This is a genomic window from Streptomyces sp. S063 (assembly GCF_002832675.1).
GTDB classification, from domain to species: Bacteria; Actinomycetota; Actinomycetes; order Streptomycetales; family Streptomycetaceae; genus Streptomyces; species Streptomyces sindenensis.
On the sequence record NZ_CP021707.1, the window covers coordinates 2,350,377 to 2,362,722 of the forward strand.

Below are 12,346 nucleotides of genomic sequence, written 5' to 3' on the forward strand. Positions count from 1 at the left end.
TCACGGAGGGCGAGGACAGCGCCGAGCCCGCTCCGCGCTCTCGGCGGCGCCGGGAGCTCGATCTCGCCTGGGACCTCGGGCAGGCGGTCTACGACCGCCGTACGGCGTTGGGGCTGGCCCAGACCGAGCTGGCGCGGCGCGCGAACATGCCCCAGCCGCAGGTCTCGAAGCTGGAGCTGGGCGGCTCCATGCCCACCGTGCCTCTGCTGGTCCGGCTCGCCCGGGCGATGGACGCGGACTTCAGCCTGCGGCCCGACGCGGAGGACGTCGTCCGGATCTCCTTCGTCCCCCACACGGCCACCGGGGAGGAAGCCACCCCGGAGCCGCCCTCCGCGGAGCCCCTGTCCGCCGCCGAAGCAGGGGAGGCGGACGCGGGCACGGAGAGGACGACGGCCACCGGCTGAGGGGGCCGAGGCCTGGTCCCGCCCGCCTACAGATGCGTCGGCTCGAACATCCGCAGCAGCGCCGGAAGCACGACGACCGAAGGCCCCGGGGCCGCCAGCGCCTTGCCCAGGTCGGCGGCGAGCGACTCCGGACCGGTCCGGACGGCGGGCACGCCGAAGGACTCGGCGAGGGCGACGAAGTCCGGGCGGGCCAGCTCGGTGCCGGTGGTCTCGCCGAAGGCGTCCGTCATGTACTCGCGCAGGATGCCGTAGCCGCCGTCGTCGACGATCAGCCAGGTCAGCGGCAGATCGTACTGGCGCGCGGTGGCCAGCTCCGCGATGGAGTACATCGCGCCGCCGTCGCCGGAGACCGCGAGCACGGGCTTCGTCGGGTCGGCGGCGGCCGCCCCGATGGCGGCCGGGAAGGCGTAGCCGAGGCCGCCCGCGCCCTGGGCGGAGTGCATGGTGTTGGGGTGCCGGGCGTCGAACGCGGACCAGGCCCAGTACGCCAGGATCGTCATGTCCCAGAAGCTGGGCGCGGCGTCGGGCAGCGCCTCGCGGACGGCGGCGAGGACCTGCTGCTCCAGGGTGAGTTCCTGGGCCTCGATCCGGACCCGTACCTTCTCCAGCACCGTACGTACGCGATCGGCGGCGGCCGGGTCCTCGCGGCGCTCGACGGCCTCCAGCAGGTCGGCCAGGGCCTCGCGGGCGTCGGAGTGGATGCCGAGGGCGGGGTGGTTGGACTCCAGCTTCCCGGCGTCCGCCTCGATCTGGATCACCCGTCCGCGCGGGCGGAAGGTGTGGTAGTTCGAGGAGAGTTCGCCGAGGCCGGAGCCGACGACGAGCAGGACGTCCGCGTCCTCCAGGAAGTCGGTGGTGTGCCGGTCCTCCAGCCAGGAGCGCAGCGACAGCGGATGCTCCCAGGGGAACGCGCCCTTGCCACCGAAGGTGGTGACGACCGGCGCGTCGATCTTCTCGGCCAGGGCGCGCAGTTTGCCGGAGGCGTCGGAGCGTACGACTCCGCCGCCCGCGATGATCACGGGCCGCTCGGCGTTGGACAGCAGATGCGCGGCGGCGATCGTCAACTCCGGCCGCGGGTAGAGCTCACGCGGGGTGGCGTCCATGGCGCTGACGACGGGGAGAGCCGTCTCGGCCAGCAGGACGTCCTGCGGGATCTCCACCCAGACCGGCCCGTGCGGGGCGGTCAGCGCGGACTCCCAGGCGGCGGCGATCGCGGAGGGGATCTGCGACGCGGCCCGCACCGTGTGCACGGACTTCACGATGTCGCGGACGGACGCCTGCTGGTCGCGCAGCTCGTGGAGATAGCCGTGCCGCCCGCCGCCGAGCCCCGCCGTCGGGATCTGGCTGGAGATGGCGAGGACGGGGGCGGAGGCGGCGGCCGCCTCCTGGAGCGCGGCGAGCGAGGTGAGCGCGCCGGGACCGGTGGAGAGCAGCAGCGGGGCCGCCTCCCCCGTGATCCGGCCGTACGCGTCGGCGGCGAACCCCGCGTTGTTCTCGACGCGGAGCCCGACGTACCGGAGCGGGGAGCGGCGCAGCGCGTCGAACATGCCGAGCGCGTGCTGACCGGGCAGGCCGAAGACGGTGGTCGCGCCGAGCCCCTGGAGGGACTCGACGACGAGGTCACCGCCGTTGCGGCCGGCCGGCGGGTTCAGTACGGCGGCGGCCTGGGCGGCGGTGAGCTGCGGCCGGTCGTCGTGGTCGTGACTCACTTGGCGCCCTCGGCGCTCCGGGGGCTCCTGGAAGCCGCGATCTGCCGGGACATGATCGTCGTCAGCTCGTACGCGGCGTGGGAGGCGGCCACGGAGGTGATCTCGGCGTGGTCGTACGCGGGGGCGACCTCGACCAGGTCGGCCGAGACCAGGTGGCAGGAGGAGAGCCCGCGCAGGATCTCCAGCAGTTCGCGGGAGGTGAGGCCGCCGGCCTCGGGGGTGCCGGTGCCGGGGGCGTGCGCGGGGTCGAGGACGTCGATGTCGATGGAGATGTACAGCGGCCGGTCCCCGATGCGCTGCCGCAGCTGGTCGGCGATCTCGTCGACGCCGCGCCGCATGACGTCGGCGGAGGTGACGATGCCGAAGCCCATCTTCTCGTCGTCGGTCAGGTCCTGCTTGCCGTAGAGCGGGCCGCGGGTGCCGACGTGGGAGAGGGCGGAGGTGTCGAGGATGCCCTCCTCGACGGCCCGGCGGAACGGGGTGCCGTGGGTGTACTCGGCGCCGAAGTAGGTGTCCCAGGTGTCCAGGTGCGCGTCGAAGTGGAGCAGGGCGACGGGCCCGTGCTTCTTGGCGACGGAACGCAGGAGGGGCAGCGCGATGGTGTGGTCGCCGCCGAGGGTCATGAGGCGTGCGCCGGTGCCCAGCAGGTCGTCGGCCGCGCCCTCGATGGTCTCGACGGCCTCGTTGATGTTGAACGGGTTCGCGGCGATGTCGCCGGCGTCGGCGACCTGGGCGAGCGCGAACGGGGAGGCGTCCTGAGCCGGGTTGTAGGGGCGCAGCAGCCGGGAGGCCTCACGGATGGCGTTGCCGCCGAAGCGGGCGCCGGGCCGGTAGGAGACCCCGGTGTCGAAGGGCACGCCCACCACGGCGACGTCGGTACGCCCGACCTCGTCGAGCCGCGGCAGCCGGGCGAACGTCGCGGGCCCGGCGTACCGGGGGACGCGGGAGGAGTCGATGGGGCCGCGCGGCGAGTCGGTGCTGCTCATGGGGGGTGTGCCTTTCCGTGGTTCGGTCCGTACGGACGGTTCGTGTCGGTTCCGCTTCCGTGCGGCCTCCAGTGTGCGGGGTGCCGTGCACTGCTCGCCGGACGCGGGCGCGAGGACGACGGTAGGTGGCCGGGGAGCGGGACTGAAGTGTACATTTCCTCCACTTGCACCACCATGAATGGACGAATCATCCATGACCTCCGCCCCGACGGCCGCCCCCGGCCCGCCGACCCCGCCCGTCCCCCTGTCGGAGCTGCTGGCGACCAAGGACCTGGGCCTGCGCCGGATCGCGGGCCCGGCCGAGACCGAGCTGCTCTGGGTGCACACCTCGGAGATGGCGGACCCGTACCCGTACCTCCTCGGCGGCGAGCTGCTGCTGAGCGCCGGGGTGCTGCTGACGGATGCGGACCACTACGTCGGCCGCCTGGTGGAGGCGGGGGCGGCGGCGCTGGGGTTCGGGGTGCGGCCGGTGCACGAGACCGTGCCCGGGGCGCTGATCGATGCGTGCGACCGGCAGGGCCTGCCGCTGCTGGAGGTGCCGCCCGAGACCCCGTTCACGGCGATCGCGCGGACGGTGTGGCGGCTGATGGCCGAGGCGCGCCACCGCGAGCTGCGCCGGGTGACCCGCGCCCAGCAGGCCCTGGCGACGGCGGCGGCCCGCCCCGACCCCGTACCGGCGGTCCTGCACCAGCTCGCGGCGCAGCTGGGCGGCCGGGCGGTGCTGCTGACGGCGCGGGGCGAGGAGATCCACGCGGCGGGCCGCCGCCTGCCTCCGGAGGCGGCCGGAGCCCTGACCCGCCTGGCCCGGGTGGTGGCCCGGGAACGCCCCGGCTCCCCCGCGTCGGCCACGGACACGCACGGCGACACGCACGTGTCGGCGTACGCGCTGGGCGGCGGCGAGGGCCTGGTCCTGGCGCTGGCGACCCGGCAGCGGGAGTCCGGCGACCACACGGTGGCGGGCATCGCGGTGGTCCTGCTGTCGCTGCTGGCCGCCCCGCACCAGGGCGCGGACGCGGCAGGCCGTTCGGCGGCCCTGGTCCGCATGCTGCTGGGCGCCGACCCCGCCGAGGTGGCCCCGCTCCTCGGCGCCACCGGGCCCTGGACGGTGGTCCACGCCCGCCGCACGGACGGCACCCCGGCGGACGCCCTGACGGCCGGCGCCCTGGGTGCGTCACTGGGCACGGCCCTGGTCGACGCGAGCCGCAGCGGCGGCGAGGCGGTACGGCTGCTGCTGCCGGGCGCGGCGGCGGAAGGCAAGGCGGGCGACGACGAGACGGCGAAGACCGAGGCGGTGGAGGCACGGCCCGGGTCGGAACCGGCACGGCCCGGGTCGGAACCGGCACGGCCCGGGTCGGAACCGGCACGGCCCGGGTCGGAACCGGCACGGCCCCCGAAGCCCGTGTCGATCACCCCGCAGCCCGGCTGGACGCTCGGCGCGTCCGCGCCCACCCCCGTCACCGCGCTCGACGCCGCCGACGCCCTGGCCGCCCGCGCCCTGGCCCACGCACGGGCGACCCGCGCCCCGCTGACGGTAAACGCCCCCGTGAGCGGCCTAGCCGCCCTGGTCCCGCCCGAAGATGCGGCCGCCCACGCCCGCGCCCTCCTCGCCCCGCTCACCGCACCGCTGGCCGACACCCTGCGCTGCTGGCTCTCCCTGCACGGCAGCTGGGACCGTACGGCGGTGGCGCTCGGCGTCCACCGCAACACCGTGCGCCAACGCATCGGGCGGTGCGGGGAGTTGCTGGACGCGGACCTGGACGACATGGACGTGCGGGCGGAGCTGTGGTTCGCGCTGCGGCAGGGGTGAGCGGGAGGACCGGGCCTACGAGTCACCGATGAGTTCCGGTGCCCGCCCCCGTCCCACTGGTGAACACCGCGACGAGCCGCGCCGCGGGCTCACGGACAGGCGGTACGGACCATGGACAAGGAATTCACCGCGACTCTGCGGAAGAGCCCGAGCAAGGGCGGCTGGACCTATGTGGTGTGGCCCGAGTCGGCCGAGTTCTTCGGCACCCGTGGCCTGGTGAAGGTCCGGGGCACGGTCGACGGCCACCCGTTCCGGAGTTCGTTCATGGCCCTGGGGGACGGCACGCACAAGCTGCCCGTGAAGGCGGACGTACGCAAGGCGATCGGCAAGGAGGAGGGGGACACCGTGACCGTCCGCCTGGAGGAACGCATTTCCGGCTGACCCCGGGGGACGGCCGGGAGCCTGCCCCTCTCCCCGGCCGCCTCCCGCTTCGGCGAGATCGCGTTCGCTGTCGGGGCCCTTCTCGTGGGGGTCGCCGCGGCCGTGGCGGGAGGGATCCTGATCGCAGGCTGACGCCCGCCACCCCTGACAAGCCGGCCCCGCGGCTGGGGCGCCGTCGGGCTCCGTTGCGAGCAACCAGCTCAGCCCCGCGTCGCGTCGCCGTCCAGCTCGCGGCGTTCCCGCTTGTTGGGGTGGCGGATGACCACGCCCGCCATGCCGCCGGACCCGGTGAGCCGGATCAGCGGAGTGCCCGGGAGGCGGTCGGACGTGGTCTTGTCCTTCAGGCCGCCGAAGCCGGGGTCCATGCCGGTGGTGTCCGCGGCCCAGCCGTCGGGGATGACGATCGTGACGCCGGAGGTCTCCCCGTACGCCTCCACCACGACCTCCACGAGGCGGCACTCGACCCGGGTGAAGTCGAGGCTCACGCCTCCCATACCCGCGTGAGCGATCACGTGGCCGGGCACGTCCCAGCGGCCGGGGCCCCGGGACGCGCCGTACATGCCGCCCTTGAGCACCAGCGGTGGCAGGTTCTCCGCTGCCGACGACGGCGACTTCGGCAGGTCGGCTGTCAGGACGGCCAGTTGGGCGTACGTCTTCGACGTCAGCGCCTGTTCCAGGCGGGAATCCAGCTCATCGAGGTCGATGCGCCCCTCGGCGGCGGCATCGCGCAGTTGCTCCACCACTGCTTCCCGGTCGTCGTGGGAAGCGCGGAGTTCTCCTGATGGGACGGGGCGCGGAGAAGGCTCCGGGGGCTGGGCAGTCATGATCCCAAGAATAGGCAGTCGGCGGGCCGGGCGACCAGGGTCCGCGCAGCGTCAGCGCCGCCCCCGGGCGGGCGCGCCGCAGGGCGGCGCGCCCGCATCCGCCGGTGACCGACGGCTCCCGGGGAGCGGAACCGTCAGCCCAGCCAGTTGCCGAAGCGGACCGCCGACGGTGTCACGCCCAGGCTCGCCTCGCCGAAGGAGACGCTGCCCTTGGTGACCGGGCCCGTGCCGCTGCCCTTGAAGAGCCAGACGCCGCCCTGGTCGGTGTTCTCGCCGGGGGCGGCCACCGACGTCGTGGCCGGTACGCCCTTGGCTCCGGCCACGACGTGGACCTCGCCGCCGAAGGCGTCGCCCTGCTCGTCGACGCCGGGGACGTTCGCCGTGGACTGGCCGATCACCTTCGTGTCGGCGCCCGTGATGCCCGTGGCGCGCCCCTTGAAGATCAGGACCCCGCCGGCGTTCTTCGCCGTGCCCACGTCCTCGCCCGGCAGGCCCACGACGACCTCGCCGTAGCCGTCGCCGTCCAGATCCCCCACCGCGGCGCTCGCACCCATGGCGTCGCCCGGCTCGTCGGCGCCCGGCACCCCGGCGGTGGCCTGGGTGATCCACTTCGGCTTCACGGAGGTGTTCTGCCCCTTGGGTCCACCGAGGGCGACCGCCACCGCGCCGCCCTTGCTCGGGAAGTCCACGTCGCTGTCCAGGCCGGTGGGCTGCCGGGTGAAGACCAGGTCCGGGTACGCGTCACCGTTGACCGAACCCACCGTCACCGAGGCGTGGTGGAGATACGTTCCCGGCGCGGTGACGATGGGGGTGTGGGTGAAGCCCGTGCCGGTCGACAGGTACAGCGACGTCCCGCCGCAGTCCGGCTCCTCGCTACAGCCGGTGCTGACCAGCAGGTCGTCCTTGCCGTCGTTGTTGATGTCCGCGGCCCGTACGCCCTCGTAGGTCTCGACGCCGTCGGCGGTCAGCGCCGTCCGGGTGCTCCCGACCGAGCCGTCCGCGCCGATCTTCTCGCTCAGAACGACCTTCCCGGCCCAGTCGGCGTTGTCGATCCCGGCCACGTCCGCCCGGCCGTCGCCGTCGAAGTCGCCCACCGCTTCGCCCTGGCCCCGGCCCTGGAACTCGACGGCCCGGGTGCCGAGACCGCTCTTGCCGCCGAACAGGATGATCGGCCGGCCGTTGCCGGCCGAGACCAGCAGGTCGGTGTAGCCGTCGGCATCGATGTCGGCGGGCGCCGACCCGCCGAAGCGGGCGTTCGCGGTGGCCGAACCGGGGATCCCGGCCGTGTTCTGGCTGATCACCTGGTGCCGGGCCGGGTTGATGCCCTTCGCGTCGCCCGGGTAGACCGCCAGGTAACCGGCCTTCTTGATGCCGGACACGGTCCCGTCGGGCACCGAGGCGACCATGTCCTCGTACCCGTCCCCGTTGAAGTCGACCGGCTGCCGTACGACCGAGGTCGGCGCGGCCGCCACCGCCGTACCGGAGAGGACCGGGGCGGCGGTCGCCGTGGCGGCGAGCGTCACGAAGATCGCCGAGACGGTACGGAGTCGAGAAGTCTGCATGGGTCATCCCCCGGATGTGCGCGTGCGTACTGCGAGCGGGCCCGCTGCCCGCCATCTGCCCAGAGAGACGATCCGTGCGGCGAATGGTTGTACACCTCGGCCCCGGACCCTCACCTGCGAGTTCCCCGCGCGTTGCCTGCGCGGCCGACTTCGACGCCATCTCCTTGCGTTATAGGCAAAGTCGCATGCGTCAGACGCAGGAGACCGTACGCTCGATCGCATGGCTCACGCACACCAGCACCACCACGAGGTGCCCCACGCCCCCGCCCGTACCCACGCCCACGACTCCGGCGCGACCCCCAACGGCCTCCCCGAGATCCTCGATCTCGACGCCGCCCTGTTCGCGCCCCAGCTGACCGCGCTCACCGGACGCATCGCCTGTCTGGCCGGTGACGACGTCCGGCACATCGTCGACCTCGGCTCGGGTACCGGAACCGGCACGTTCGCCCTGCTGGAGCAGTTCCCGACCGCCCGCGTGACCGCCGTCGACAGCTCCCCCGCGATGCTGGAGCGGCTCGTCTCGGCGGCCCGCGAACGGGGGCTGGGCGACCGGGTGCGCACGCTGGAGACCGACGCCGGTGCGGGGCTGCCGGGAGTGGTCGACGCCGACCTCGTCTGGGCGTCGGCATCCCTGCACCACCTGGACGACCCCGCGACCGCCCTGGCCGGCATCCGCGCCGCGCTGCGCCCCGGAGGGCTGCTGGCCGTCGCGGAGGTGGACGGGATGCCGTACTTCCTGCCCGCGGACGGGGAGCCGGGCGAGCTGGAGGCCCGCTGCCGCGCGGCGCTCGACGGCCTGCACGCCGAGCGGATGCCGCACCGGGGCGCCGACTGGGGCCCCCTGCTGACGGCCGCCGGCTTCTCCGTCGAGCAGGAGCGCGCCGAGCCGTGGGAGCTGCGCGCGCCGCTGCCCGAGGGGGCGGGGCGGTACGCCTTCCTGGTCTTCGAGCGGATCCGCGGCTCGCTCGACGGGCGCGTCGACACCGGTGACCTGGCCGCGCTCGACCGGCTCGTCGACGGCGGGCCCGAGGACGTACGCCACCGCGACGACCTCGTCGTACGCTCCACGCGCCGGACCTGGATGGCCCGCCCCGCCCGGGAAGACATGAAGGGGTAGTCGCGACCAGGCGGCCGGACCGCCAGGGCGCAATGGTCTCCCGACGCCCAGGACGGCGGGGCCGGTCATGACCGGCCCCGCCGTCCTGTCACGGCTTGTCGATCAGTTCCTGTACCTCCGGCGGGAGTTTCGTGCCGGAGTAGGAGACGACGAGCACCGCTTCGTCCGGTGAACTGCCCACGGCGATGGCTGTCTCCGGGGACAGACCCTTCACCGCGTAGGCGGGTTCCTCGGTCTCCTCCGCCTCGGCCTCCTCCCGGCCGCCGGTGTCGTCGCAGGGAGGCAGGGTGGCGGTGCCCAGCTTGTCGGTGACCGTGAAATCCACATTCGCGACGTCCTTGTAGGTCAGCCCCTCGTAGCTGACCTCGAATGCGCAGCTTGCCTCCCCCTCGCCGCCGCTGTCGGCAGTGCACCCGGTCACTGTCAGTACCATGGCCGCCGCCAGTAGGGCGCCCGCAGATCGTCCGGACCAGCTCATGTGCGTGCTCCTTCAGTAGATGCTGCGAAGGGCGAGGACGTCGCCCTTGCCAAGAGTGCTCGCCTTCGTCGTGCAGGTGAACGAATTCGTGTACAGGGTGAGGTTGTGGTGTCCTGATCCACCTCCCTCACGGCAGCGCCGCTAGCATCCGGGTGAGACCCGAGCGGATGAGGAGCGGCACCATGCGATTCGCCCTGGAAGCACTGTTCGTGGACGTGCCCGCCGAGCAGATCGCCGAGGCCCGGGAGTTCTACCGGTCGCGGGTGGCAGGCCGTGGGCCCGCCGACTTCGCGGAGCTGGAGGAGGCCCGGACGAAGAAGCCCGCGCCCCGGGCCGTCGTTCCACCACCCCTCGAAGAGACGGTCGAGGCCGCCGGCGTACGCGTCCCGGTCCGCGTCTTCCTGCCCGCCGACGGCCCGCCCCGGGGCGTCTACCTCGGCATCCACGGCGGCGGCTTCTACATGGGCACCGCCGCCCAGGGCGACGAACGCCACCGCGCACTCGCCGACGCCCTGCGGATCGCCGTCATCGGCGTCGACTACCGGCTCGCGCCCGAACATCCCTGGCCCGCCGCCCCCGACGACTGCGAAGCGGTGGCGCTCTGGCTCATCGAGCAGGCCGAAACCCGCTTCGGGACCACGCGGCTCGCGATCGGCGGAAGCTCCGCCGGAGCCACCCTCGCCCTCGCGACCCTCCTGCGGCTGCGGGACCGGGGCGTCGCCGACCGGTTCGCCGGGGCCGCGCTCCGCTTCGGCACCTACGATCTGAGCGCGCACACCCCGAGCGGCCGCCTCATCGCGGACGAGTACTTCATCCAGGCGTACGTCGGCCACGTGCCGGACGGCGACCGCACCCTTCCCGACATCTCGCCCCTCTACGCCGACCTCACCGGCCTGCCCCCGGCGCTGCTCGTCGTGGGCGCCGAGGACATCCTGCTGGAGGACAACCTGACCATGGCCGGGCGGCTGTCGGCCGCCGGGAACGACGTCGAGCTGCGCGTCTACCCCGCCTCGCCCCACGGCTTCACCGGCCACCCCACCGCCCTGGCCGCCACCGCCATCGACGGCGTCAACTCCTGGCTGAACGAGCGGTTCGGCTGAGCGAACGACTCAACGGTCGCCCCTGATCCGGGCGTGCAGGTGCATGGCGTGCCGTCCGTCGTCGTGCACCGCCGAGCTGCGCTTGGTGCCCTCCAGCAGGTAACCCGCCTTGGTCGCGACCCGGCAGGAGCCCTCGTTACGCGTCGAGTGGTCCAACTCCAGCCGGTGGAAGCCGATATCGTCCAGCGCCCAGGCGCTGACCGCCGCGAGCGCGCGGGAGGCGATCCCCGCGCCACGTGCGGCCGGGAGCACCCAGTACGCCGCGTTCGCGACGCCGTCGGCGAAGTCCACGCCGCGCAGGGCCATCCGGCCGAGTACCTCGCCGCTGTCGCGGGCGACGGCCCAGTGGCAACCCTTCTCCCGCTCCCAGTCCTGGCGGTACCCGTCGAACCACTCCTCCACCTGGGCCACGGTCGAGGGCCGGTGCGTGTGCCAGCGGCGGGTCTCTTCGTCCTCGTACGCGGAGAAGAACGCCCGCGCGTCGGCCCGCTCCCATGGACGCAGCAACAGCCCGCCGCCGCCGGCCACCGGGAGTACGGGTTGCGGGGCTCCGGCGAGGCAGCCGGGGGCGAGGGTGGGCGGCGTCGACAACGTACGGTGCATGGCGTCATGATCGCCTGCCGGGGAATCGGTTCGTCAAGGTCACGGGTCCGCCGGTACCCGGCCGACAGCCAGGAGACACCCCGCGCGAGCGGGCGGCGGCGAAGGACCGGCTGCTGTCCTGCCCGGGCCGGAGGACGCCGCGATGACCTCGTGCGTACGTCATCGGGTGGTGGACGCCCTGCCGTACTGCGCCGGGTGCGTGTTCTGCGCGGCCGGGGTCTGAGGCCTGGCCCCAGCAGCCCCGGCGCCCCGGCAACCTGGCAGCCCTTACAGCCCCAACAGCCCCGGCCGGTGTGTCAGTTCCGTCCGCCACGCTCCCAGCGCTGCGCCGTGAGAGCCGCGGGAAGTCCGCCGGCCAGCCCCTCCGCGAACGGCCGGACCAGGTCCCGCGCCTCGTCCGGGAGCGCCCGCACGGCCGCGACCACTCCCGTCGTGCCGGTCCCCCCGTCGTCGACCAGAGCGGCCATGAAGACGAGCCGGCTGTCCGCCTCCGCGCCCGACAGCCCCCGGGGCCCGACATCACCCGGTGCGCCCGCCGACAGCGGCCACTGAGCGGTGACGAGGGTGTAGGGGACGTCCGCCTCGGGTTCACGGCTCAACAGCACGTCCGCCGCGACGATCGTGAGGTCGCGGTAGAGGCCCGCCTTCCAGAACGGCTCCTCCCGCGCGAACCGCTCTGCCGCCGCCCGGTCCGCGAGGTCGACGACGTGGACGCTCCCCGTGTGCTCCTCCCCGTCGTCGGACACGGTCGGACCCCGGAGTATCAGCCGGTCGTCGAACCGGTCCATGTAGGACCAGTGCTCCTCGCACCACTCCATCAACTGGTCCGCGACATCGGGCTGGTCCTGGGCGTATACGTAGAACGGCATGCCGCGACCGTACCGAAGACCGGGCGACCGCCGCCGCGGGCGGGTCAGGGCCGCAACGGGGCCAGCCCCGGGCCCGACGGGTGATCCGGCTCGAACACGTCGGGAATCCCCAGCCGCAGGCCACGGCTCCGGGCGACCCGGTGCACGTCCCGCAACGAGTGCGCCAGGGCGGCGGCGACATGGCGGAGCTGGACGGCCGTGGACCCGTCGTCCGCGACCAGGTCGTCGGCGTGGTCGAGAAGGTCGTACGCCATGCCGAGCTGCATGGCCTCGACCTTGTCGGCCTCACGCGAGACCTTGCCGTCGCCGTTGCCGACGACGTAGCAGGGCCTGCCTGCCGTACCGGCCCAGGGGAGCAGGCGAACGGTGTTCATCGGCTGTTCTTTCATGGGGGCGTCAACTCCGTGAGCAGTGGGGGTGAATTCTTCGCTGCGTAGCGATCCACTCACAGCGTGCGAGCGGCGCGGCTAGGCTCGCCAGGGGTCTGTGGTGACACCGCGTTCGTC

Annotated in this window: 13 protein-coding genes; 5 read left to right on the top strand and 8 right to left on the bottom strand. The window is 73.6% G+C overall.

The genetic code is table 11. The features are described from left to right. Nucleotides 1-107: 107 nt before the first annotated feature. Nucleotides 108-404: a helix-turn-helix domain-containing protein gene (locus CCZ36_RS36920; protein WP_443069801.1), complete on the top strand. Its 297-nt coding sequence runs from the start codon at nt 108-110 to the stop codon at nt 402-404. A 26-nt stretch (nt 405-430) separates the two neighbouring features. Here the strand turns inward: CCZ36_RS36920 and CCZ36_RS10575 are convergent, their stop codons facing one another. After that, nucleotides 431-2,113, bottom strand: a complete 1,683-nt coding sequence (locus tag CCZ36_RS10575) for a thiamine pyrophosphate-binding protein (protein WP_069740428.1) — start codon at nt 2,111-2,113, stop codon at nt 431-433. Then, complete coding sequence (gene speB, locus CCZ36_RS10580) at nt 2,110-3,099, bottom strand: agmatinase (RefSeq protein ID WP_069742582.1); 990 nt, start codon at nt 3,097-3,099, stop codon at nt 2,110-2,112. Before speB ends, CCZ36_RS10575 begins: the two co-directional genes overlap by 4 nt. 178 nt (nt 3,100-3,277) lie before the next feature. Here speB and CCZ36_RS10585 point away from each other — a divergent pair, with 178 nt between their 5' ends. Both CCZ36_RS10585 and CCZ36_RS10590 read left to right on the top strand, forming a co-directional pair. Then, a complete protein-coding gene (locus tag CCZ36_RS10585) occupies nt 3,278-4,906 on the top strand; it encodes a PucR family transcriptional regulator ligand-binding domain-containing protein (RefSeq protein WP_128817528.1) in 1,629 nt (542 codons plus the stop codon). Nucleotides 4,907-5,017: 111 nt separating this feature from the next. Next, on the top strand, nt 5,018-5,287 hold the full coding sequence (locus CCZ36_RS10590) for a DUF1905 domain-containing protein (protein WP_032774799.1): 270 nt from the start codon (nt 5,018-5,020) through the stop codon (nt 5,285-5,287). A gap of 200 nt (nt 5,288-5,487) precedes the next feature. Here the strand turns inward: CCZ36_RS10590 and CCZ36_RS10595 are convergent, their stop codons facing one another. Together CCZ36_RS10595 and CCZ36_RS10600 are read right to left on the bottom strand one after the other, a co-directional pair. Next, nucleotides 5,488-6,111: a DUF1707 SHOCT-like domain-containing protein gene (locus tag CCZ36_RS10595; protein ID WP_128817529.1), complete on the bottom strand. Its 624-nt coding sequence runs from the start codon at nt 6,109-6,111 to the stop codon at nt 5,488-5,490. Nucleotides 6,112-6,245: 134 nt separating this feature from the next. After that, entirely contained in the window at nt 6,246-7,673 is a 1,428-nt protein-coding gene (locus CCZ36_RS10600) for an FG-GAP and VCBS repeat-containing protein (RefSeq protein WP_128817530.1), read from the bottom strand. Nucleotides 7,674-7,893: 220 nt separating this feature from the next. Between CCZ36_RS10600 and CCZ36_RS10605 the strand changes: the two genes are divergently transcribed. Beyond that, nucleotides 7,894-8,790, top strand: a complete 897-nt coding sequence (locus tag CCZ36_RS10605; RefSeq protein ID WP_069742588.1) for a class I SAM-dependent methyltransferase — start codon at nt 7,894-7,896, stop codon at nt 8,788-8,790. Between the two features lie 88 nt (nt 8,791-8,878). Here CCZ36_RS10605 and CCZ36_RS10610 read toward each other — a convergent pair whose 3' ends face one another. Continuing rightward, the gene (locus tag CCZ36_RS10610) at nt 8,879-9,211 is read right to left on the bottom strand and encodes a DUF6281 family protein (RefSeq protein WP_237302626.1); all 333 of its coding nucleotides are present in this window, start codon (nt 9,209-9,211) and stop codon (nt 8,879-8,881) included. A 239-nt stretch (nt 9,212-9,450) separates the two neighbouring features. On the opposite strand from CCZ36_RS10610, the gene CCZ36_RS10615 reads away from it, so the two are divergent. Beyond that, nucleotides 9,451-10,368: an alpha/beta hydrolase gene (locus CCZ36_RS10615; protein ID WP_128817531.1), complete on the top strand. Its 918-nt coding sequence runs from the start codon at nt 9,451-9,453 to the stop codon at nt 10,366-10,368. Nucleotides 10,369-10,377: 9 nt separating this feature from the next. Here the strand turns inward: CCZ36_RS10615 and CCZ36_RS10620 are convergent, their stop codons facing one another. The 3 genes from CCZ36_RS10620 to CCZ36_RS10630 all read right to left on the bottom strand — a co-directional run bounded on the left by CCZ36_RS10620 (nt 10,378) and on the right by CCZ36_RS10630 (nt 12,229). Next, nucleotides 10,378-10,971, bottom strand: coding sequence for a GNAT family N-acetyltransferase (locus CCZ36_RS10620; RefSeq protein WP_128817532.1), 594 nt, complete (start codon nt 10,969-10,971; stop codon nt 10,378-10,380). A gap of 296 nt (nt 10,972-11,267) precedes the next feature. Next, on the bottom strand, nt 11,268-11,840 hold the full coding sequence (locus tag CCZ36_RS10625; protein ID WP_128817533.1) for a YciI family protein: 573 nt from the start codon (nt 11,838-11,840) through the stop codon (nt 11,268-11,270). A 44-nt stretch (nt 11,841-11,884) separates the two neighbouring features. After that, entirely contained in the window at nt 11,885-12,229 is a 345-nt protein-coding gene (locus tag CCZ36_RS10630) for a hypothetical protein (RefSeq protein WP_069742592.1), read from the bottom strand. Nucleotides 12,230-12,346 lie beyond the last annotated feature (117 nt).

Coding starts and splice junctions, on each gene's coding strand:
- CCZ36_RS10585 (WP_128817528.1), top strand. CDS start 3,278: ATGGACGAATCATCCATGACCTCCGCCCCGACGGCCGCCCCCGGCCCG.
- speB (WP_069742582.1), bottom strand. CDS start 3,099: ATGAGCAGCACCGACTCGCCGCGCGGCCCCATCGACTCCTCCCGCGTC.
- CCZ36_RS10595 (WP_128817529.1), bottom strand. CDS start 6,111: ATGACTGCCCAGCCCCCGGAGCCTTCTCCGCGCCCCGTCCCATCAGGA.
- CCZ36_RS10625 (WP_128817533.1), bottom strand. CDS start 11,840: ATGCCGTTCTACGTATACGCCCAGGACCAGCCCGATGTCGCGGACCAG.
- CCZ36_RS10600 (WP_128817530.1), bottom strand. CDS start 7,673: ATGCAGACTTCTCGACTCCGTACCGTCTCGGCGATCTTCGTGACGCTC.
- CCZ36_RS10605 (WP_069742588.1), top strand. CDS start 7,894: ATGGCTCACGCACACCAGCACCACCACGAGGTGCCCCACGCCCCCGCC.
- CCZ36_RS10615 (WP_128817531.1), top strand. CDS start 9,451: ATGCGATTCGCCCTGGAAGCACTGTTCGTGGACGTGCCCGCCGAGCAG.
- CCZ36_RS10590 (WP_032774799.1), top strand. CDS start 5,018: ATGGACAAGGAATTCACCGCGACTCTGCGGAAGAGCCCGAGCAAGGGC.
- CCZ36_RS10630 (WP_069742592.1), bottom strand. CDS start 12,229: ATGAAAGAACAGCCGATGAACACCGTTCGCCTGCTCCCCTGGGCCGGT.
- CCZ36_RS10620 (WP_128817532.1), bottom strand. CDS start 10,971: ATGCACCGTACGTTGTCGACGCCGCCCACCCTCGCCCCCGGCTGCCTC.